The sequence below is a fragment of the Gammaproteobacteria bacterium genome (genome assembly GCA_033344735.1).
Lineage (GTDB): Bacteria > Pseudomonadota > Gammaproteobacteria > UBA4575 > UBA4575 > UBA1858.
The window spans coordinates 1,605,477-1,625,142 of record JAWPMW010000001.1; the positions used below are offsets into that span (position 1 = coordinate 1,605,477).

The following is a 19,666-nucleotide window of genomic DNA, read 5'->3' on the forward strand; positions in this document are numbered from 1 at the left end:
TTCTTTATTCAGTAATGACTTGCTGACTATCTATTAAGGACAATACATCACGTGCAACTATTTTTTGACCTACTGACAAACCACTCAAAACAACTACTTCATTTTGTATGCGCCGCCCTAATTCTACCGGTAGTTTTTTAACTGAATTTCCATCAACAGTATAAACATAAGCTTTGCCATGGTGATTTAGCACAGAGGATACAGGGATAAGTTTAGATTTTACTTGCGCAGACAATGGCAAAGAAACAACAGCCAACAAACCAGCTTGAGCATTGTCTTTAGGTACTCTCACACGTACTTGATGTGTGTTGGTATTTACATCAGGGTCCAATTGCAAGGCAACGATATAACCTTGACTATCAGACTGATTTACTGATACATCAACCTGCTGTTTTAATGCAAGACCCGCGAGCACTTCACCACGCACATCTAATTGCACATCAAATTCACTGGTGTCCACTAACGTCAATGCAACCTGATTAGCATTCACATAATCGCCTTCATCAACAAACACATCATTAATAATGCCATTAAAAGGTGCAAGCAAAGTTGTACGTTCGAGATTTCGCTTAGCGATATCACGTTGTGCTCTTTTCATCCGTACACGTGCAGAGTTTGTTGCGACCGAATAATCTAAACGTGCTACTTCAGCCTGCAGATCAAACACTCGTTGGCGCGAGCTGTCTAATTGCGACTGAGCAATAAGATTTCTTCCAACTAAACTCTGTAAGCGTTGTTCCTCCTGTTGTTGTAATTGAAGATTTTTTTGGGCGAATTTTAGTAAGGCCTTATCTCGTCCTACACTTTTTTCTTCAATCACCAATTCTGCTTGAACTTGCTGAAGTTGATCTCGGTAATCTGCACTTTCTAGATTCATTAATATAGTACTAGCACTTACTTTTTCACCAGGCTCAACTCTCCTAGCTACCACTTTACCCTCAACTTCATAACGAATTTGGGCTGTTTTTATGGGTTGTAGACGCCCTGTCACTTGCTCAAATGGCTGAACGTCTCGCTGCTTAACTTCTGTGAGGGATACTTTTATAGGTGCCAATTGCTCAAGTTTTGCCTGCGGCTGCGGTTTAGTCCACAACAATAACCATATTATTATTATGGTTAAAACCACAATTGCAGCAATCATTCCAAACTGAGGCAAAACAGCACCTTTCTGCCGTTTATGCTTTATAATCGTATCCATATGACGTAGCTATGTTCCTTGAGTGTGTTTATCACTGTTTGGACGTTTCCAAGTCGGTTTGACATTAATTAACAGCAATAAGTTTAAGTCAATCTGTATGAGTCATTTTTCTATAACTAATAACTATAAGAAACTACTCAGATCTCATGCACCTGCGCGCACTAATATTCATTTGTCTATGCGTTTATTGTGGAAATCTATTTGCGGAAGACTCCCAATGGCGCCAATGCGGTAGACAACCCAGCCAGCATAAAACTACGGCTAATCCATCCAGTCCTGACTTTGTATCTGATGAAAGCCGTCGTGTACACCTGTTTCGGATTGACCAAGATGTGCATGCAGACCGCGTACAGTACTCTGAAAAAGAAAAGAAAGCAGTAGCAACCGGTAACGTCTTATTGCGCGACCCAGACTTGGATATCACATCAGAAAGAGTGGATTACTGGACTGAAGATGAAACAGCAAAAGCAGAAAACGTGCGTTATTGGTACCATCCTTCCCATGGCAGTGGCACTGCAGACAAAGCCGAGCGCGTTTCCCAAGATGTAATTAAATTGGAAAATGCTACGTACTCTAGTTGTGACTTTGAAGATCGTGATTGGGAATTAAAAGCAGGAAAAGCAACTCTCGATAGGCAAAAAGGAGTAGGTACTGCAAAAAATGTTACAGCTAAATTCAAAGGCGTCCCATTTTTCTATACTCCTTGGATGAGCTTTCCTTTAAACAATGAAAGAAAAACGGGTTTTCTCGCACCCGTATTTGGGCGTAGCAGTAATTCAGGAATCGATATTGAAACACCGTTTTATTGGAACATAGCGCCCCACCGGGATGCTTTATTCACACCTCGCTATTTATCTAAGAGAGGTGTGCAACTAAGTGGCAATGGCCGATACTTGAATGATAATAATTATGGTGAATTAAACGTACAGTTTTTAGATGATAGAGATTTTGACGATGAACGTTATTTAGTATCTTTCGAACACCAACATTTTTTTAACAATCACTTTCGTGCCGATTTACTTTATAACAATGCTTCTGATGACGATTACTTTGAAGACCTAGGTGATTCTATTGGTGTTACCAGTACACAACGCTTAGAACGCCGAGGAGATCTCTGGTATTCTGCTAACCACTTTGGTGGCAACTGGAATGGCTTAGTTCGATTACAGCAGTACCAAATTGTAGACGATGAAAGCCTACCAATTGATGACCCATACAAGCGACTACCTCAAATTTTGTTAACTAATTCATTCGGTGATCTCCCTGCGGGAATTGAATTTAGCTCTTCAAATGAGTGGGTTGCATTTGATCACGATGACCGCGTTGATGGTAATCGTCTACACTTATCAACCGAAATATCCCGGCCATGGACAACTCCAGGGTTTTTCTTCAAACCGTCAATGCGTTTAATGCATACGTCTTACGACTTATCCAGCTCAGATGGCAACAACGACCCAACTCGTACGTTACCAAGTTTCTCACTAGATGGTGGTTTGATTTTCGAACGCGATATTACTAATAGTCATAGACGTCAAACTTTAGAGCCCCGCTTATATTATTTATACACCCCCGAACGAAATCAGTCTGATATTCCATTATTTGATACAGGTGAATATGAATTCAGTTTTGCCCAATTATTTCGTAATGATCGATTTACTGGTAGAGATAGAGTCGCTGATGCTAACCAACTTACTGCTGCGATAACCTCTCGCTACTTAAACCAAAACACCGGCGAAGAACTTTTACGAGCAAGCCTTGGACAAATATTCTTTTTTGAAGACCGCGAAGTTACCCTCAATAACACTGAAGATGACGATGATTCTTATTCAAATTTAGCCGGTGAACTAAAGATCGACTTTCACGATCGATGGGAAGCTATTGCCGCTGCTTTATGGGATCCACAAGAAGAAGAATTTAATAGAACTAATACACGTATTCAGTATCGAAGCGCTAATAACTTTATTTTTAATATTGGCCACCGCTTCCGCCGCGATGATTTTTCACAGTCCGATATTTCGTTTATTTATCCCATCAGTGAACAATGGAGAGCTGTGGGACGATGGAATTATGATTTTAAGGATAATCGTGACTTAGATTTACTTGGCGGCCTTGAGTATGACACTTGTTGTTGGAAACTTAGCTTTGCAGCACGCAGGTTCACCAATGATAGCGAAGGTGATTACAATAACAGCATCGAAATTCAATTAACATTGAAAGGCTTAACCTCTTTAGGCTCACCTCTCACTGAACAATTACAACGAAATATCAGAGGCTATGAAGATCGCAACACATTCAAGTACTAAAAAGCTACTGCAAATATTTATTATTTGTTTTTATGCATGCCTAATCCTAGGCACTGCCCACGCAAGTGTTCTATTAGACCGCATTGTTGCCGTTGTCGAGAACGACGTTATTACTGCAAGCGAACTTAGAGAACGGATAAATGTTATAAGAGCTCAAGCTGGGGATAAGAGTATTAACTTGCCAGATGAAAATACCTTAACCCAACAAGTATTACAGCGTATGATCATTGAGCGCTTACAAGTTGACTGGGGACGGCAACGCGGCATTAATATTGATGATATTTCATTAGATCAAGCCATGCGTAATCTTGCCCAACGCAACCAACTTAACCTTGATGAATTCCGTAATGCGTTACTTCAACAAGGAATTGATTACATAGCCTTTCGCGACCAAGTACGTACTGAAATGACAATTGGCCAAGTTGTTAGGCGTGCGGTTGAATCAAATATTAAAATATCAGCAAGCGAAATCGATTTATTACTGGAAAGTCAAGAAGACTCATTAGACACGAATGCTGAATATAGAATTGCACATATCTTAATTCAGCTACCTCAAGATCCAACGCCAAGCGATATAGAAACAGCAAAATCTAAAATTGAAAATATACATAAACAAGCAACGGAAGGAGAAAGTTTCACCCAATTAGCAATTGCACACTCTCAAGCTCAAGATGCATTAGAAGGAGGTGACTTGGGTTGGCGAAATAAAAATCAACTTCCTGATGTTTTTTCTCGACAACTTAACAATATGAAGCCAGGTGGCATCAGCGAAACATTACGCAGCAGCAGCGGATTTCATATTTTTAGAATTCTAGATATGCGCGGTAACGATAAAATAATGGTTGAACAGGTGCTTGCTCGGCACATTTTAATTCGCACTAATGCTGTTCGTTCTGATGAACAAGTAAAACAAGATTTAAACTCTCTTCGCTCACGTATAACTAATGGTGAAGATTTCTCTGAACTAGCACGTGCTCACTCAGAAGATCCTGGAAGCGCAGCTAATGGTGGAGAGTTAGGCTGGACGGCTCCAAGCGTATTTGCACCGGCTTTTAGAGAAGTAGTAGAAAAAATTCCACCCAACGAATTGAGCAATCCATTTAAAAGTAGATTTGGCTGGCACATTCTACAAGTCATAGATAAACGCGAACATGACAACTCTGATGAAGCGCGTCGCAATCAAGCACGAGAATTCATACGCCAACGCAAATTAAGCGAAGAAACTGAGTTATGGCTAAGACAACTACGCGATGAAAGTTACGTAGAAAATAGACTTAACCCAGATTCTGAATAAGCAGCTTAGACAAATAACAAGATGAGTATTAAACCTCTCGCAATTACCGCCGGGGAGCCCGCCGGTATTGGATTTGATATAATTCTTCAATCAATATCAAATTTATCCGACTGTATAGTGATTGCAGATAAGCATGAACTTTCAAATCGAGCTCAACTTTTAAATATCGATATTGAAGTATGTAATCATGTAGCAAAATCTGCCAATCAAATTTGGGTTAAACATACTCCTGTTGCTGAAAAAGTTAATTGTGGCCAGCTCAATCCTAATAATTCTAGATATGTATTGAACTGTTTAGAGGAGGCACTTAGAGGAATAAATTCTAAAGAATATTCTGCGATGGTAACAGCGCCTTTACACAAGGGTATTATCAATGATGCTGGTATTCCATTCACAGGGCATACTGAATATCTTGCTGAACGCACCCACTCTGATGTGGTTATGTTATTAGTAGCTGATAAGGTCCGAGTAGCGTTAGCAACCACACACTTACCCTTATCAAAAGTGCCTCAGGCAATAACACCTGCACTACTAACTAAAATAATTACCATTCTAGATCAAGACTTAAAGAACAAGTTTGGCATAAGCAGTCCACGTATTGGAGTATGCGGACTTAACCCCCATGCTGGTGAACAAGGTCACTTAGGCACAGAAGAAATTGAAATTATAGCGCCCGCACTGAATGACATAGAGCAGTCTGGCATTAATGTCACTGGACCATTTCCTGCAGATACTATCTTTACTCCAAAACAGCTACAATTAGTTGATGTTGTATTAGCCATGTACCATGATCAGGGGCTTCCTACTCTGAAGCACATAGGATTTGGAAACGCAGTGAATACCACATTGGGTCTACCGATAATTCGCACCTCAGTAGATCACGGAACTGCGCTTGACCTTGCAGGATCTGGTAAAAGTGATGCAGGCAGTTTGTTAGCAGCAATTGAATTAGCACGCTTGCAAATTTGTAACAAGATTTAGAGAACAGGCAAAATAAGATGGTTAAAAAAATATACTCAATCAAGTCAATCTTCATAAGTATTATCCTTATCACTTTGATTTCTTGCGTGGACAACCAATCAAACAACTTGAAAGATTTTGAACAACATGCTGCTTTGAAAATTCAAGCTTTAGCGACAAACTTAAAAAATGAACTTGGTGCTTCCATGCAAGAAGGAGGCCCCATAGCAGCAATTAATACATGCAAAATCAAAGCACCTGAAATCACAAATCAACTTAACGATACAGATGATATAAAAATCAAACGCACTAGCTTACGCTTACGTAACCTCGACAATTCTCCAGATGACTGGGAGCAAAAAATTCTTTTGTCATTTGAAGAAAAGCTAAAATCAGGAGCATCAATCGAAGAATTGGCTTACAGTGAAGAAATTTCTAGCAACAATACATCAACATTAAGAATGATGCGCGCTATTCCAATGCAGCCTGTTTGCCTTAGTTGTCATGGTGACAAGAAAACAATGGACAAAGGTCTTATCAGCAGTTTAGATATTAATTATCCGAATGATCTTGCAACAGGATTTTCTATTGGCGAAATTCGTGGTGCGTTTTCTGTTTCAAAAACCATTAATAATTAAGGGCTAGTTATGAGCGCATTACCTCAAGCTTTCTTAGACGCATGGGAACAACGTGAACCTCGCATGATTTTTACAACTGTCAGCCCTATGGGCGAACCTAATTCAGTGTGGGTATTATGTGTCAACAAGCTAGACGATCATCGTATTTTGATTGCTAATAATTTTTTCAACAAAACGCTTGAAAATATCATGGCAGGAAGCACAGGGTCTTTACTTATGATTGCTCCAGAGAGAGAAGCTTATCAAATTAAAGGATCGATTGAATATCACACTGACGGGCCCATATATACAGATATGAAAGCTTGGCTGGATCCAAAGTTTGCTGGTGTTGGGGCTGTCATTTTAAACATTGAATCTATTTATTACGGTGCCGAAAAAATTGTCTAATAATATGAAAGTAATATTAATTTTTAGCCTTTGTCTTGCATCTTGGCTGAGCACAGTTTTTGCTAATGATGCCGACGCTCCAGTGACAAGATCTGTGGATTTAGTCTCCAGTAACGACTTCACGATATTAAATGGAGAAGTTTCTACACTGACAATTCGCCCCTTGAAAGAAAAATTGCGCTCCATAGAAAACTTAAGAGATACACAAGCAGTAGGCATTAGCTATCTGGGCAATCTAACCTTATCAGAGAGCGCTACTCCCTTAAGTGCATTACGCGAGTTATCTGTTCAAATTTCTAGCGGTCTAGATATCGACTTGGCACTTATTACTGATTCAAATACCTCACAATCATTACAACCTCATGAGATGCTATTGCTATATCATCCTCAGTTAGTTATCACTTTGGCATTAACAAAAGTTGAAAGTAGTAATGAATATACTTTAATCGGCACATACGCTATTCCTGTTGATAATACTCAGCCAATCATTGCCGTAGAGGAGGAATAGTGCTTCTTAGTGCACAATTTAGTTTGACTATTAAACAACCAATATATGCACCGTGCACGTAAACGGTTTGGTCAGAATTTTTTGGTTGACCCAACCATTATTCAATCTCTAGTTTCTGCTATCGCTCCCAAAAGTGACGACAATATATTAGAAATTGGCCCAGGCTTAGGTGCTCTCACAACACCACTGCTGTCTAAACTAAACCACCTTGAAGTAGTTGAATTAGACCGCGACTTAATTCAGCAACTGCAAAAGCTAAACTCTGCTGATAAAACTATTATTGTTCATCAGCATGATGCATTAAAGTTTGATTTCTCTCGCTCTGAAAGTCCTCGCCGGATTGTTGGAAATCTTCCATATAATATTTCTACACCTCTGATTTTTCATCTATTAGATAATTTACCTTCTATTGTAGATATGCATTTCATGCTGCAAAAAGAAGTTGTCGATAGAATTTGCGCACCAAGTGGTAGTCGGGACTTTGGCAGACTATCTGCTATGGTTCAGTCAAAATGTTCAGCACAAGCCCTTATTGATGTACCTGCACAAAGTTTTTCACCTGCTCCAAAAGTTATGTCAGCATTTATTCGTTTAACTCCACACAGGAAAGCAATTGTTGCGGCAGAACTTGAGTCTAATTACAAAGCAATAGTGCAGCAGTGTTTTTCTCAACCACGTAAAACCTTGGTTAATAACCTCAAAAAAACCTTCACTGCTGATGAAATTATCTCTGCTGGCATTGATCCTACAATGAGACCTCAACAACTAACAATTAATAACTTGCTAACACTTGCTGAAATTGATCAAAAGCATTCTTGAAACTAGAATAGTTTTGCAACAAACATCAAAGATATTTTTCTTCGACTGCGGCATAATACTGGAATGGAAGACCAAGCCCCCTATAACATTATAGTTAGTGTTGATACCACCTACTTAGAATCCCAATCCGATACATCTGATGATCGATATGTGTTTGCGTATACGGTAACAATTCAAAATAATGGCGATGTACCCGCTAAGTTACTGACGCGACATTGGGTAATCACAGACTCAAATGGCAAAACACAAGAAGTACGCGGAGATGGCGTAGTCGGTGAACAGCCACATTTAAAACCTGGAGAAGGTTTTCAATATACTAGCGGAACTATGCTAGAAACCCCGGTAGGCACTATGTATGGTAGCTATCAAATGCAAGCAGACGATGGCACTGAGTTTGATGCTGAAATAGAGTTATTCACCCTATCGGCACCCCGCGTGCTACATTAATGTTTTAAATTATAAAGCGCGTGTTTCCCGCCTATGGCAGTCTATGCAATTGGTGACATTCAAGGTTGTTTCAGTGAGCTAGAACAACTTCTAAATAAAATTAATTTTGATATAAACGCTGATAAATTATGGTTTGTTGGTGATTTAGTTAATCGCGGCCCACAGTCTTTAGAAACCATTCAGTTTGTTCGTTCAATAGACGATTCTGTACAATGCGTATTAGGCAATCATGATATTCATTTAATCGCTTGTTATGTAGGCGTACAAACCTGCAAACCAAAAAGTTCACTTAATCAGATTTTACAACACTCTCAAGCGCGTGAAATTATTGATTGGTTACGCTTTCAACCATTATTGCATTACGATCCAGCTCTAAAATGGCTTATGGTTCACGCAGGGTTGATACCACAATGGGATCTAGCGCTTGCTCAAAAGTGCGCCAATGAAATTGAAACTCAACTAAGGAGTAATAACTATATAGAATTTCTTTCAGAAGTTTACGGCAACACTCCTAATCAATGGAATAATGAATTGACTCAGAAAGATCGTTGGCGAGTTACATTGAATGCTCTTACCCGCCTACGCCTGTGCGATCAACATGGCAGAATGGACTTTGATTATAAAGGCCCTCTGGGAGAACAAAATAGTAATTTGCATGCATGGTTTGACATCCCAAGAAAATCTGAAGACCTTAATATAATTTTTGGTCATTGGTCTGCATTAGGCTTGAAGCATACTAATAACCTATTGGGTTTAGATACTGGCTGCTTATGGGGAAGTCAGCTAACTGCTGCACAGATTGATACATCTCCTGTAAGATTGCACCAAATTGACTGTGAAGCTAAAAAGAAAATTACTAGCGGCGAATAAATACCTTAAATATCATATTATGAGGATTTTTTTCATCTGCTTGGTATCGTTGTTCTTTTACTAGGCTCCATTGTGCTAAATCCATCTTTGGGAAATATCTGTCGCCCTCAACTTTTATATCAACATAGGTAATATATAACTCTTCTGCAAGATTCATGCATTGTTGATATATATCTGCTCCACCAATAATAAAAAGCTTTTCTTTATTTTTGACTAGCTCTAGTCCAGCTTTCAGACTGGTAACAACATCACAGCCCTTATATGTTAATGACACATCACGGCTGACTACAATATTCTGTCTCCCTGGTAACGGCTTTACTTTTAATGACTGATAAGTTTTTCTACCCATAAGCACTGGTGATCCCAGCGTTGTTCGCTTGAAATATTGCAAGTCAGCAGGACAGTACCATGGAATTGTATTACCAGCACCGATGACATTATCCTCTGCCACCGCAACAATAATCGCAATCTTCGTCATACCGCCACTGGTGCTGAAATATGAGGATGCGACTGATAATTTTTCAGTACGAAATCTTCAAATTTAAAATCAAAAATTGTATTTACTTTTCTGTTTATTTCGAGCGTTGGCAATTTGTAAGGTTCTCGTTGTAATTGCAATTTGGCCTGTTGAATATGATTTTTATAGACATGCACATCACCAAAGGTATGAATAAACTCGCCTACTTCTAAATCAATTACATGGGCAATCATAATTAATAACAGCGCATAAGAAGCTATATTAAATGGAACACCTAAGAATACATCTGCACTGCGCTGATATAGCTGACATGAAAGTTTCCCTTGAGAGACATAAAACTGGAACATTGTATGGCACGGTGGCAATGCCATTTTATCAATTTCTCCAACATTCCATGCACTGATTATATGGCGACGCGAATAAGGATTCTTTTTTAGTTGTTCAACCAAGTTACTCAACTGATCAATTGATTCACCATTTGACATTGGCCATGCTCGCCACTGGGCTCCATATACAGGCCCAAGCTCACCTTGCTCATCTGCCCATTCGTTCCAGATACTAACTCCAACTTCTTGCAATGATTTAACATTAGTTTCACCTCGCAAAAACCACAACAATTCATGAATAATAGATTTAGTATGTAGCTTTTTTGTGGTGAGCAAAGGAAATCCTTCACTCAAATCAAACCGCATTTGATAACCAAACGTAGATATTGTTCCAGTACCCGTCCTATCTTGTTGCTCAATGCCATTAGTCAGCACGTGATTAAGCAACGTTAAATATTGATTCATGATTTTTTCTCAAAGACTTTTTTATTTGCTAGCCATAACAATAACAACCCAGTAAAAATCATAGGCAAGCTGAGAAGTTGTCCCATGGTTAACCAATTAAACGCAATAAAACCTAGATGTTCATCTGGCTCTCGTGCAAATTCAACAATGAATCGAAATATGCCATACAGAATCAAGAACCAACCCGACACGGAACCTGTGACTCTAGGTTTTGCTGAATAAATCCACAAAATAATAAACATTGCCACACCTTCTAGAGCTGCTTGATATAACTGAGAAGGATGACGCGCCAAATTATCTACTTGTGGAAAAATCATGCCCCATGGAACATCCGTAGTCTTTCCCCATAACTCACCATTGATAAAATTACCGATTCTGCCAAACCCTAGTCCTAATGGTACAAGCGGGGCAATAAAGTCCCCTAAACGAAAAAACCCCCAACCTCTTTTTTGTTGATATAGCCATATCGTAATCAGCACACCAATCAGCCCGCCATGAAAACTCATACCACCTTCCCAGATTTTAAAGAGATAGATTGGATTTGCTAGAAAATGATCAAAGTTATAAAAAATAACTGAGCCTACTCGTCCTCCTACAATAACTCCTATTACAGCATAAAATAAAAAGTCACTGACTTGATCAGGCCTGATAAAACTATCTGGCTTGCATGCACGTTTTGTTCCCAGATACCAAAACGCCGCAAAACCACACAGATACATCAAGCCATACCAGCGTACAGCAAGTGGTCCTAATTGGAAGATAATGGGGTCAAATTGAGGATGGACAAACATAGCGTAAATATTAACATGCTGGAATTAATAAGTTTTATTCGTATACATCTTTGGCACTAGATACATAAAATTATTATATAGCTATAGTTATAATAAAATTCTTGAGCGTAAGTTATGTCTAAAAATCACCTAATTAACGAAACTAGTCCTTACTTGCTACAGCATGCTGACAACCCTGTAGAGTGGTTTCCGTGGGGTCCTCAAGCATTACAAAAAGCCAAGCAGGAAAATAAACCTATTTTGTTGTCGATTGGATATTCTGCATGTCATTGGTGTCACGTGATGGCACATGAGTCATTTGAAGATGTGCCAACCGCAGCATTGATGAATGAACTATTTATTAATATAAAAGTTGATCGCGAAGAGCGGCCTGATATAGATAAAATTTACCAAACTGCACAGTTCCTACTCACACAACGTACCGGTGGCTGGCCATTAACCATGTTTCTAACCCCAGACGATCACATCCCATTTTTTGGCGGCACTTATTTCCCTGAACAAGCACGTCATGGTTTACCTTCATTTAAAGATTTATTACAGCATATTTCTAAGGCCTATCTAGACAAGCCTGATGAAATAGCTAAGCAGAATCAATCTCTACAGGAAGTACTGAAAAACATATACCAATCCACCCATGCGCCGGTTTCTTTAGACAATAGTATTTTAAAAACTGCTAAGGACCAATTACTGAACACATTTGATAATCAACATGGAGGATTTGGTAAAGCTCCCAAGTTCCCACACCCGACCAACATAGAATTACTTTTACGTTATTGGCATATAAGTAAGATTTTTGGCCAAGAAGATACTCAAGCATTACATCCAGCCGTATACACATTAGAGAAAATGGCCGCAGGAGGATTATTTGATCATGTCAGTGGGGGATTTTGCCGTTATTCGGTTGATGATTATTGGATGATTCCTCATTTTGAAAAAATGCTTTATGACAATGCACCATTAATTAATTTATACAGTCAAGCTTATCAGGCGACTAACGAGAGTCGATTTAAAACTGCCGCAGAAGAATCTGCACAATGGGTAATGCGTGATATGCAATCTCCCCAAGGAGGCTATTACTCTTCTATAGACGCTGACTCTGAAGGTGTTGAGGGTAAATATTATGTTTGGGAGCAACACCAATTAGAATCGTTGCTAAGCGAACAAGAATTTAACTTGGTCAAACATCGCTTTGCTATTGATCGCGGCCCTAACTTTGAAGACAAGTATCATTTACATGAATTTGCAAATATAGAGGAGTGTGCACAAACCCTATCTATTGATGAAGAACAATGTAAAAAAATATGGCAACAAGCTCGTAAGAAGTTATACGCACACAGAGTAACAAGAATCGCACCAGGAACGGATGATAAAATCCTTACTAGCTGGAATGCATTAATGATTAAAAGCATGTTGACTGCAAGCCGTATATTTAAAAACGAACAATATTTCACCTCTGCGCAAAGAGCGTTACAGTTCATATATTCTGACATGTATAAGCAAGGCCGATTATTTGCAACATATAAAGACACCAAAGCACACCTGAATGCTTACTTAGATGACTACGCCTTCTTGCTTGATGCCATTATTGAGTATTTACAGACAGATTGGGACAGCAACTATTTGCAATTTGCGATTGAGCTTGCTGATGTACTATTTACTCAATTTGAAGACACAGAATCTGGCGGTTTTTACTTCACTGCCAATGATCATGAATCGCTTATACAAAGACCTAAAGTCACTTCTGATGAGGCCACACCATCCGGTAACGGTATCGCTGCTCATGCACTACTAAGGCTAGGCTATTTACTCTCAGAACCAAAATATTTAATTGCAGTAGAACGCACTCTTGAGTATGCAAGCCAACAAATCACTAGCACACCAATGGCGCATGCTTCTCTATTACGTTGCAGCGAAGAAATTAGTAATCCACCAGAAACTATAATAATTCGTGGGGAAAGTGACGACATTAATCAATGGCAGGAAACTTGCCAGCAGGCCTTCAACCCTCAAAGAATGACTTTTGCTATTCCAAATGATGCTGAAAATTTACCTGAAGCACTTAAAAATAAATTTGCTCAAAGTGGAGAAACGGTGGCCTACGTATGCCAAGGGACAAGTTGCCAAGCGCCGATCAATCAAATTGCACAATTAATCAACGCATTAGACAAACATTATTCGACTAATAAAAATTAACCCAGGGCTTTCAATGCTGCGTCATAATCTGGCTCATCAGCAATCTCGTTAACTAACTCGGTATAAACCACATCATTGTCAGCATCTAATACGACCACTGCTCTGGCAGTTATCCCAGCCAAAGGGCCATCTTGAATTAGAACGCCGTAATCTTCTGCAAAATTTTGATTGCGCATCATTGATAAAGTCACGACATTTTCAACTTTCTCACTGGTACAAAATCTTGACATTGCAAATGGAAGATCTGCAGCAATAATTAATACCACTATATCATTTCTATCTGCTGCAAAATCCGAAAACTTTTTGGTTGAAGTTGCACATACTGGAGTATCTAAACTTGGGACAATATTAAGTAGTTTTTTCTTGCCCACAAATTCATCTAAATTGACATTATTAAGATCTTTATCAACCAACTGGAAGTCAGGTGCTTTTACACCAATTGCCGGCAGATCTCCATTAGTATGTATTTCATTCCCTTGTAGTGTAATTGTCGCCATTTACTCCCCCAAAATTATTTTGATAAGATTTGTATTTAATCGGCACTATTTTGACTGATGACTATTATACTCGTCCATCGTCATTTTACCCTCAATAACATGATTCTGATCTACTTTAATTTTTACAATCCAGCCTTTTTCGTAAGGTGATTCATTAATCAATTCTGGCTCATCGCCTAATTGCTCATTCACTTCTATAATCTTACCTTCAACTGGACAAATAACATCCGATGCAGACTTAACTGATTCAACTACCAAGCATGCTTTACCTGCTTGTGTATTTATACCGGCTTCTGGTAATTCCACAAACACGATATCCCCCAACTGATCTTGAGCAAAATCAGTAATCCCGAGAGTAAATTCGCACTCATTTTGTGCCTGTAGCCATACATGGTTTTGTGTATAGATTCTTTCAGATATATCAGAACTCATATTTTGATCAGCTAGTTTTATCCTCTAAATAACCAGCAATGATATAATAAATAGCACCTATAACTAAACTAAAAACTATGCGTATTTTTAATATATTTGGCTTGTGTATCGCGTGCACACTAACACTTCTCTCCTGCAGCCAGCAGTCAGAAAGTCCTTTACAAATAGATACTGCTTGGATACGTGAAGCGCCTCCTGGCGCCACCGCTATGGCGGGATACATGCAAATTATTAATAATTCTGCAAACAATGTAATTTTACACAGCGCAAACAGCCCTGCTTTTAAAGCAATCGAATTCCATCGTAGTATTGAAGAAAATGGAGTTTACAAAATGGTCCCACACCTACATTTACACATAGCAGCCAACAGTACATTTGAATTAAAGCCTGGCGACTATCATTTAATGATGTTTAATCCTACCAGCGCATTAAAAGAAGGCGATACTATAGAGGTAAACTTAGTCTTTAGTAACGAGCATATAGTCAGTACTTCTGTTCCAGTAAAAAAAGCTCAGTATTGATTAGCAGATTTTATCTTCTCAATCACTCTGTAAACGTTTATGAACGATGACCAAGGGATTTTCACTACTGCCATTCAACTAATATTCACACTCGAGCCTGAATTAGTCGAAATTGTACTGCTATCCTTAAAAGTTAGTGTCACAGCAGTAATATTAGCCACTTTAATATCCATCCCTCTGGGTACTTTGCTTGGCGCTTATCATTTCAAAGGACGCGATATTATCACTGGCATAGTTAACGCGTTGATGGGACTTCCGCCAGTTGTGGTTGGCTTAGCTCTATATCTATTACTATCAAGAACAGGCCCACTTGGTGATCTAGAACTTCTATTCACCTCAAGTGCAATGGTTATTGCACAATGTATATTAATCACGCCAATAATTAGCTCCTTAACCCAACAAACGATAGAAGATTTATTTAAGCAGCATGAGCTCCAATTCAAAGCATTAGGCGCTCCCACATTTATAACACTCAGACCTTTACTTCGTGATGCTAGAACTAGTTTATTCACAGCCGTGCTCGCGGGGTTTGGTCGCGCATCAGCAGAGGTTGGAGCAGTATTGATCGTTGGTGGAAACATTAATCATGTTACTCGCGTCATGACTACCACGATTGCACTTGAAACGAGTAAAGGTAATTTAGAATTAGCGATGGCATTGGGAATTATTCTGTTAGCAATTTCATTCACCATCACCAGTTTAATGATTGTGGTGCGTAAAACACAATCTGTTTAATCGTTGAATATCATGCAATCCAACAACGAATCTCTGCCCTTGCGCCTTAATAATGTTAGCTACTGCGTGGATGAAATAACATTAATCAAAAATGTTTCTCTAGAGATAACCTCTCCTGGCACGACAGTAATTCTAGGCCATAACGGTTCAGGAAAGAGTCTATTATTAAAGCTAATGCATGGAGTAATCAACCCTAGCTCGGGACAGATAACCTGGAATAACAATCACCCCAATACCAATCAATTCTGGCGCACATTTTTACTACAGCGTCCCACTTTCTTTAAACAATCTGTGCTTTCCAATGTTGAGTTTGTATTGCGCATTGCGAACACACCTAAAAGTGAATACAAAACACGATGCCAGCAAGCGTTAGAAATATGCGGCCTGAGCAAGCTAGCTGATCGAAATACACATTCCTTGTCAGGCGGAGAATTACAAAAGCTTTCTTTAGCAAGAGCCTGGGTACTTGAGCCCAGTGTCGTATTACTTGATGAACCAACCGTGGCGCTAGACCCACCATCCGTGCTTGGATTTGAGAATATTATTCAACAGTTCAAACAATCAAATACTAAAGTAATCATGACGACTCATGATTTATCTCAAGCAAAGAGACTAGCGGATGAAATTGTATTTATTGACTCAGGAAAAGTTGTTGAGAAATCGTCGGCTGAAAAATTCTTCTCTGGGCCAGAGTCTAGTCAAGCGCAAAATTTTATTTGTGGAGAACTAGTTTAGTTTTCACGCTTGATTGGCAATAATAACTTTTAATTATTCGGTGCGTGCTGTGACTTCCAACAAGTGATAACCAAATTGAGTTTTTACTGGTCCTTGAACCTCATTAAGTGGGGCACTGAAAACAACTTCATCAAATTCTTTAACCATCATTCCAGGACCAAACTCGCCCAAATCGCCACCTGATGAACCTGATGGACATTTCGAATGTTGCTTAGCAACATCGCCAAAATCTGTGCCTTTAGAAATTTGATCTTTTAATTCGTTACACTGCTGCTCAGTGTCTACTAAAATATGCCTTGCTGATGCTTTTGCCATAATAATTTCCTAATTTAGTTAAATACCTTACTCTTCTGTAGGCGCTTCTTCACTTGTTTCTGTTTCGGTAGGCGCTTCTTCAACTGGCGCTGCTTTCTGCTCGGGAATTGTAACTAAGCCAGCATCTGCCAAGATTTTAGCTTTATCATCACCGTTAATATATTTCTTGTCTGAACCAATTACGGCATAACGGCCTGATTTCTTCTGGAAAATTTTGTTGTCACCAACTGACTTTATTTCTTTCATTTATTGTCCTATACGTTTGCTATGTTAATAATTTATGGGTGCAGATTCTAACTGATTCTGCTTAGACGATTCTAGTTAGCATTGATATCTATATACTTAGACAGGCACGCCTAATGCCTGACGCATAAAGATAAGCTTTAGTGGTAAAGCTTTATTTGTCACATTGACTCCAATCGAGCGTATTTGTTTTACTAGTGGCCGCTCTTCTCTAAACAAAGTATCAATCATCTCTAAAGAGCGTTGCATAACTAGATTTTCGCTTTTACGCGCTCGCTCATATTGACGTAATACTCGCTCACTTCCCAATGGCCGATCTGACATCTGTAGCAACTCGCTGAGGTGGGCAAGGTCTGCCAGTCCTAAATTTAGCCCTAAACCAGCCAATGGATGTACAGCATGTGCTGCATCACCAACTAGCACAACTCGATGGTCAATATACTGCGTGGCTTGTGCTCCTAGCAATGGAAAACTCTTACGCTCAGATATTGAAGTAATATCTCCCAATTTATTTTCAAATGCCTCGCTAACTTGCCGGTTAAATTCATCATTACTTAACGCCATAAGCTGATGACATTTTTGCTCCGGGATGCTCCATACAATCGAACAGGTATTGTCCTCCAATGGCAACAATGCCAGTGGTCCATCAACAGTGAAGCATTGCCAGGCAGTTTGTTGATTATCTAATTCGGTCTTGACCGTACACACCAAACCTAACTGCTCATAATGCGTACGCACATTGCTAGCACCAATACATTCACGCACTTTAGAACGTTGACCGTCCGCACCTATAACTAATTTCGCGGTTAATCGCTCACCATTATCTAATTCAACCAACATTGATGACTCAGAAATAGCCGACAACTCAAATAATGAATTGTTAGTAAAATTAGTGATATTAGAATTACTATTGACTGCATCATTTAAAGCAGTCAGCAATACTTGATTTTCAACAATCGAACCTAAAGATGAGTGACTTGTATCGCTGGCATTAAAATCAATCTGAGCACCACCATTCTGTTCCCACACATGCATTGATCTGTACGGAAACGCTCGCATATGTTGTACATCCTGCCAAACATCAATCTGCTTTAACAACTCAATACTAGCCAAGTTTATCGCGCTGACACGCAACCCATAAGCATCATCTTTCTGCCAAGGTGTATGTTCAGTATTATCAATTAATGCAACTCGTTCAAATTGCTGAACGAGCTTACATGCAGTTGCAATACCAACTATGCCTGCGCCGACAACTACCACATCAAAATCTGTTAGCGCACTAACCATGGTCTTCCATATGAGTGTCACCCAGAAAATATCTCAGCCCTAAATTACGCCTAAGCACACCACGTTGTACTGCCGGTAAACTGCTAATTATACGCACACCAATACTACGAAGTACTTTCGCCGGCCAAATTTGCGGTGCAAATAATCGTGTCAAACCATCAGTCAACTTAATTACATGATCACGATCCGGCATACGTTTCTGCTCATATTCATTCAGCATAACTGGGAAGTGTTCAGGCTTAAAGCCAATCTCAGTCAACATATGTACCAAAGTATGCACATCTCTCAAACCAAGATTAAACCCTTGAGCAGCTACTGGGTGCACTGTCTGTGCAGCATTTCCAATTAACACCGCGTGCGGCCTAGTTAACTCATTACTTGTCGTTAATGATAAGGGATAAGCACTTCGTTTCCCCACTTCTAAAAATTTTCCTAACCGATAACCAAATGCTTTTTGCAAACTTTGCAAAAATTCTTCATCGTTCATCTGCAAATATTCATCTACATTTGCTTTAGCTTGTGTCCAAATTAAAGCACAATAACCATCCTGAATTGGCAGAACCGCCAATGGGCCATGCTGAGTAAAGCGTTCATAGGCAATATTGTGATGTTGATTCTGCGTTCTTACATTTGTGATTATTGCAGATTGCTCGTAGTCTTTATGCTCAGCAGCAATATTTAATAAAGAGCGCACCATAGAGTTACCGCCGTCCGCACCCACTAATAGCGAAGTTGCAATACTTAATTGCTCACTATCAAAATTAACTGTTAAATCGTAACCAGCTGAATTTTCTTGCGCACTCACAAGAGAAGCAGGTGACAGTACCGTTACATTTTTTAACTGTGCTACTCGATCACTAAGTGTTTTTATTAAATGATGATTTGGCATCATATAGCCAATTGGTGAAATACCATGTTGATTTGCGTCGATTCGTGCACCACCAAAGTTTCCCTGTTCAGAAATATCTAATCTTTCAATTGCTGTCGCAGCGCTAGCCATTTCCCGCCATATACCTGCTTGAATGAACATTTGTTCTGAGCTTCGCGTCATACCTGTGGTACGCAAATCTAATACATTGGCATGCAAGGGCGCAGCTTGATTTTGCTCTAGCAGTAAAACGGAACACGGATTATTAGCCAGCGCAACCGCTAACGACATTCCGACCAAACCACCACCAACAATGACAATATCGTATGAAGTATGTGAACCAGTCATTTATATCT

The 19,666-nt window shown here is 39.3% G+C and carries 23 protein-coding genes; 13 read left to right on the forward strand and 10 right to left on the reverse strand.

Going from position 1 to position 19,666, the window contains the following annotated elements:
- Nucleotides 1–4: 4 nt before the first annotated feature.
- Nucleotides 5–1,198, reverse strand: a complete 1,194-nt coding sequence (locus tag R8G33_08210) for an efflux RND transporter periplasmic adaptor subunit (protein MDW3095641.1) — start codon at nt 1,196–1,198, stop codon at nt 5–7.
- Nucleotides 1,199–1,344: 146 nt separating this feature from the next.
- On the opposite strand from R8G33_08210, the gene lptD reads away from it, so the two are divergent.
- From lptD to R8G33_08255, 9 genes are all read left to right on the forward strand, one after another.
- Complete coding sequence (gene lptD / locus R8G33_08215) at nt 1,345–3,501, forward strand: LPS assembly protein LptD (GenBank protein MDW3095642.1); 2,157 nt, start codon at nt 1,345–1,347, stop codon at nt 3,499–3,501.
- On the forward strand, nt 3,473–4,795 hold the full coding sequence (locus R8G33_08220) for a peptidylprolyl isomerase (protein ID MDW3095643.1): 1,323 nt from the start codon (nt 3,473–3,475) through the stop codon (nt 4,793–4,795). Before lptD ends, R8G33_08220 begins: the two co-directional genes overlap by 29 nt.
- 21 nt (nt 4,796–4,816) lie before the next feature.
- Entirely contained in the window at nt 4,817–5,776 is a 960-nt protein-coding gene (gene pdxA / locus R8G33_08225; protein ID MDW3095644.1) for a 4-hydroxythreonine-4-phosphate dehydrogenase PdxA, read from the forward strand.
- An 86-nt stretch (nt 5,777–5,862) separates the two neighbouring features.
- Nucleotides 5,863–6,393, forward strand: coding sequence for a DUF3365 domain-containing protein (locus R8G33_08230; protein ID MDW3095645.1), 531 nt, complete (start codon nt 5,863–5,865; stop codon nt 6,391–6,393).
- A gap of 9 nt (nt 6,394–6,402) precedes the next feature.
- A complete protein-coding gene (locus tag R8G33_08235; protein MDW3095646.1) occupies nt 6,403–6,780 on the forward strand; it encodes a pyridoxamine 5'-phosphate oxidase family protein in 378 nt (125 codons plus the stop codon).
- A 4-nt stretch (nt 6,781–6,784) separates the two neighbouring features.
- On the forward strand, nt 6,785–7,288 hold the full coding sequence (locus R8G33_08240; protein ID MDW3095647.1) for a hypothetical protein: 504 nt from the start codon (nt 6,785–6,787) through the stop codon (nt 7,286–7,288).
- 45 nt (nt 7,289–7,333) lie between these two features.
- Complete coding sequence (rsmA, locus tag R8G33_08245) at nt 7,334–8,107, forward strand: 16S rRNA (adenine(1518)-N(6)/adenine(1519)-N(6))-dimethyltransferase RsmA (GenBank protein MDW3095648.1); 774 nt, start codon at nt 7,334–7,336, stop codon at nt 8,105–8,107.
- Between the two features lie 63 nt (nt 8,108–8,170).
- Entirely contained in the window at nt 8,171–8,554 is a 384-nt protein-coding gene (gene apaG, locus R8G33_08250; protein ID MDW3095649.1) for a Co2+/Mg2+ efflux protein ApaG, read from the forward strand.
- A gap of 33 nt (nt 8,555–8,587) precedes the next feature.
- Entirely contained in the window at nt 8,588–9,424 is an 837-nt protein-coding gene (locus R8G33_08255; protein MDW3095650.1) for a symmetrical bis(5'-nucleosyl)-tetraphosphatase, read from the forward strand.
- On the opposite strand, the gene R8G33_08260 is transcribed toward R8G33_08255, so the two are convergent.
- The 3 genes from R8G33_08260 to lgt are packed head-to-tail and all read right to left on the reverse strand — an operon-like array spanning nt 9,411 to nt 11,484.
- Nucleotides 9,411–9,902, reverse strand: coding sequence for a dihydrofolate reductase (locus tag R8G33_08260; GenBank protein ID MDW3095651.1), 492 nt, complete (start codon nt 9,900–9,902; stop codon nt 9,411–9,413). The two genes, R8G33_08255 and R8G33_08260, sit on opposite strands and share 14 nt — an antisense overlap.
- Nucleotides 9,899–10,693: a thymidylate synthase gene (locus tag R8G33_08265; protein ID MDW3095652.1), complete on the reverse strand. Its 795-nt coding sequence runs from the start codon at nt 10,691–10,693 to the stop codon at nt 9,899–9,901. Before R8G33_08265 ends, R8G33_08260 begins: the two co-directional genes overlap by 4 nt.
- Nucleotides 10,690–11,484: a prolipoprotein diacylglyceryl transferase gene (gene lgt / locus R8G33_08270; GenBank protein MDW3095653.1), complete on the reverse strand. Its 795-nt coding sequence runs from the start codon at nt 11,482–11,484 to the stop codon at nt 10,690–10,692. Before lgt ends, R8G33_08265 begins: the two co-directional genes overlap by 4 nt.
- Before the next feature lie 114 nt (nt 11,485–11,598).
- On the opposite strand from lgt, the gene R8G33_08275 reads away from it, so the two are divergent.
- On the forward strand, nt 11,599–13,677 hold the full coding sequence (locus R8G33_08275; protein MDW3095654.1) for a thioredoxin domain-containing protein: 2,079 nt from the start codon (nt 11,599–11,601) through the stop codon (nt 13,675–13,677).
- On the opposite strand, the gene tpx is transcribed toward R8G33_08275, so the two are convergent.
- The gene (gene tpx / locus R8G33_08280) at nt 13,674–14,174 is read right to left on the reverse strand and encodes a thiol peroxidase (GenBank protein MDW3095655.1); all 501 of its coding nucleotides are present in this window, start codon (nt 14,172–14,174) and stop codon (nt 13,674–13,676) included. The two genes, R8G33_08275 and tpx, sit on opposite strands and share 4 nt — an antisense overlap.
- Before the next feature lie 45 nt (nt 14,175–14,219).
- Nucleotides 14,220–14,606: a glycine cleavage system protein GcvH gene (gene gcvH / locus R8G33_08285; protein MDW3095656.1), complete on the reverse strand. Its 387-nt coding sequence runs from the start codon at nt 14,604–14,606 to the stop codon at nt 14,220–14,222.
- Between the two features lie 77 nt (nt 14,607–14,683).
- Between gcvH and R8G33_08290 the strand changes: the two genes are divergently transcribed.
- The 3 genes from R8G33_08290 to R8G33_08300 are packed head-to-tail and all read left to right on the forward strand — an operon-like array spanning nt 14,684 to nt 16,597.
- On the forward strand, nt 14,684–15,127 hold the full coding sequence (locus R8G33_08290; protein ID MDW3095657.1) for a copper chaperone PCu(A)C: 444 nt from the start codon (nt 14,684–14,686) through the stop codon (nt 15,125–15,127).
- 39 nt (nt 15,128–15,166) lie between these two features.
- Nucleotides 15,167–15,862 (forward strand): ABC transporter permease, encoded by a 696-nt coding sequence (locus R8G33_08295; GenBank protein ID MDW3095658.1) that lies wholly within the window; start codon nt 15,167–15,169, stop codon nt 15,860–15,862.
- A gap of 12 nt (nt 15,863–15,874) precedes the next feature.
- On the forward strand, nt 15,875–16,597 hold the full coding sequence (locus tag R8G33_08300) for an ATP-binding cassette domain-containing protein (GenBank protein MDW3095659.1): 723 nt from the start codon (nt 15,875–15,877) through the stop codon (nt 16,595–16,597).
- A gap of 33 nt (nt 16,598–16,630) precedes the next feature.
- On the opposite strand, the gene R8G33_08305 is transcribed toward R8G33_08300, so the two are convergent.
- The 4 genes from R8G33_08305 to ubiH all read right to left on the reverse strand — a co-directional run bounded on the left by R8G33_08305 (nt 16,631) and on the right by ubiH (nt 19,658).
- Nucleotides 16,631–16,912, reverse strand: a complete 282-nt coding sequence (locus R8G33_08305; GenBank protein MDW3095660.1) for a peptidylprolyl isomerase — start codon at nt 16,910–16,912, stop codon at nt 16,631–16,633.
- A 27-nt stretch (nt 16,913–16,939) separates the two neighbouring features.
- Nucleotides 16,940–17,158: a hypothetical protein gene (locus tag R8G33_08310; protein MDW3095661.1), complete on the reverse strand. Its 219-nt coding sequence runs from the start codon at nt 17,156–17,158 to the stop codon at nt 16,940–16,942.
- A gap of 96 nt (nt 17,159–17,254) precedes the next feature.
- Nucleotides 17,255–18,442 (reverse strand): FAD-dependent monooxygenase, encoded by a 1,188-nt coding sequence (locus tag R8G33_08315; protein MDW3095662.1) that lies wholly within the window; start codon nt 18,440–18,442, stop codon nt 17,255–17,257.
- Nucleotides 18,435–19,658 carry a 2-octaprenyl-6-methoxyphenyl hydroxylase gene (gene ubiH / locus R8G33_08320; GenBank protein ID MDW3095663.1) on the reverse strand — a complete coding sequence of 408 codons (1,224 nt, stop codon included), beginning with the start codon at nt 19,656–19,658 and terminating at the stop codon, nt 18,435–18,437. Before ubiH ends, R8G33_08315 begins: the two co-directional genes overlap by 8 nt.
- Between the last annotated feature and the right edge of the window lie 8 nt (nt 19,659–19,666).

Bases quoted from the DNA above. Each gene is read 5' to 3' on its own strand.
- R8G33_08275 (MDW3095654.1), top strand. From the start codon at position 11,599: ATGTCTAAAAATCACCTAATTAACGAAACTAGTCCTTACTTGCTACAG.
- R8G33_08240 (MDW3095647.1), top strand. From the start codon at position 6,785: ATGAAAGTAATATTAATTTTTAGCCTTTGTCTTGCATCTTGGCTGAGC.
- R8G33_08290 (MDW3095657.1), top strand. From the start codon at position 14,684: ATGCGTATTTTTAATATATTTGGCTTGTGTATCGCGTGCACACTAACA.
- R8G33_08295 (MDW3095658.1), top strand. From the start codon at position 15,167: ATGAACGATGACCAAGGGATTTTCACTACTGCCATTCAACTAATATTC.
- R8G33_08310 (MDW3095661.1), bottom strand. From the start codon at position 17,158: ATGAAAGAAATAAAGTCAGTTGGTGACAACAAAATTTTCCAGAAGAAA.
- R8G33_08255 (MDW3095650.1), top strand. From the start codon at position 8,588: ATGGCAGTCTATGCAATTGGTGACATTCAAGGTTGTTTCAGTGAGCTA.
- gcvH (MDW3095656.1), bottom strand. From the start codon at position 14,606: ATGAGTTCTGATATATCTGAAAGAATCTATACACAAAACCATGTATGG.
- R8G33_08220 (MDW3095643.1), top strand. From the start codon at position 3,473: ATGAAGATCGCAACACATTCAAGTACTAAAAAGCTACTGCAAATATTT.
- pdxA (MDW3095644.1), top strand. From the start codon at position 4,817: ATGAGTATTAAACCTCTCGCAATTACCGCCGGGGAGCCCGCCGGTATT.
- R8G33_08305 (MDW3095660.1), bottom strand. From the start codon at position 16,912: ATGGCAAAAGCATCAGCAAGGCATATTTTAGTAGACACTGAGCAGCAG.
- lgt (MDW3095653.1), bottom strand. From the start codon at position 11,484: ATGTTTGTCCATCCTCAATTTGACCCCATTATCTTCCAATTAGGACCA.
- R8G33_08235 (MDW3095646.1), top strand. From the start codon at position 6,403: ATGAGCGCATTACCTCAAGCTTTCTTAGACGCATGGGAACAACGTGAA.
- R8G33_08265 (MDW3095652.1), bottom strand. From the start codon at position 10,693: ATGAATCAATATTTAACGTTGCTTAATCACGTGCTGACTAATGGCATT.
- rsmA (MDW3095648.1), top strand. From the start codon at position 7,334: ATGCACCGTGCACGTAAACGGTTTGGTCAGAATTTTTTGGTTGACCCA.
- R8G33_08260 (MDW3095651.1), bottom strand. From the start codon at position 9,902: ATGACGAAGATTGCGATTATTGTTGCGGTGGCAGAGGATAATGTCATC.
- R8G33_08300 (MDW3095659.1), top strand. From the start codon at position 15,875: ATGCAATCCAACAACGAATCTCTGCCCTTGCGCCTTAATAATGTTAGC.
- lptD (MDW3095642.1), top strand. From the start codon at position 1,345: ATGCACCTGCGCGCACTAATATTCATTTGTCTATGCGTTTATTGTGGA.
- apaG (MDW3095649.1), top strand. From the start codon at position 8,171: ATGGAAGACCAAGCCCCCTATAACATTATAGTTAGTGTTGATACCACC.
- R8G33_08315 (MDW3095662.1), bottom strand. From the start codon at position 18,442: ATGGTTAGTGCGCTAACAGATTTTGATGTGGTAGTTGTCGGCGCAGGC.
- tpx (MDW3095655.1), bottom strand. From the start codon at position 14,174: ATGGCGACAATTACACTACAAGGGAATGAAATACATACTAATGGAGAT.
- R8G33_08210 (MDW3095641.1), bottom strand. From the start codon at position 1,198: ATGGATACGATTATAAAGCATAAACGGCAGAAAGGTGCTGTTTTGCCT.
- ubiH (MDW3095663.1), bottom strand. From the start codon at position 19,658: ATGACTGGTTCACATACTTCATACGATATTGTCATTGTTGGTGGTGGT.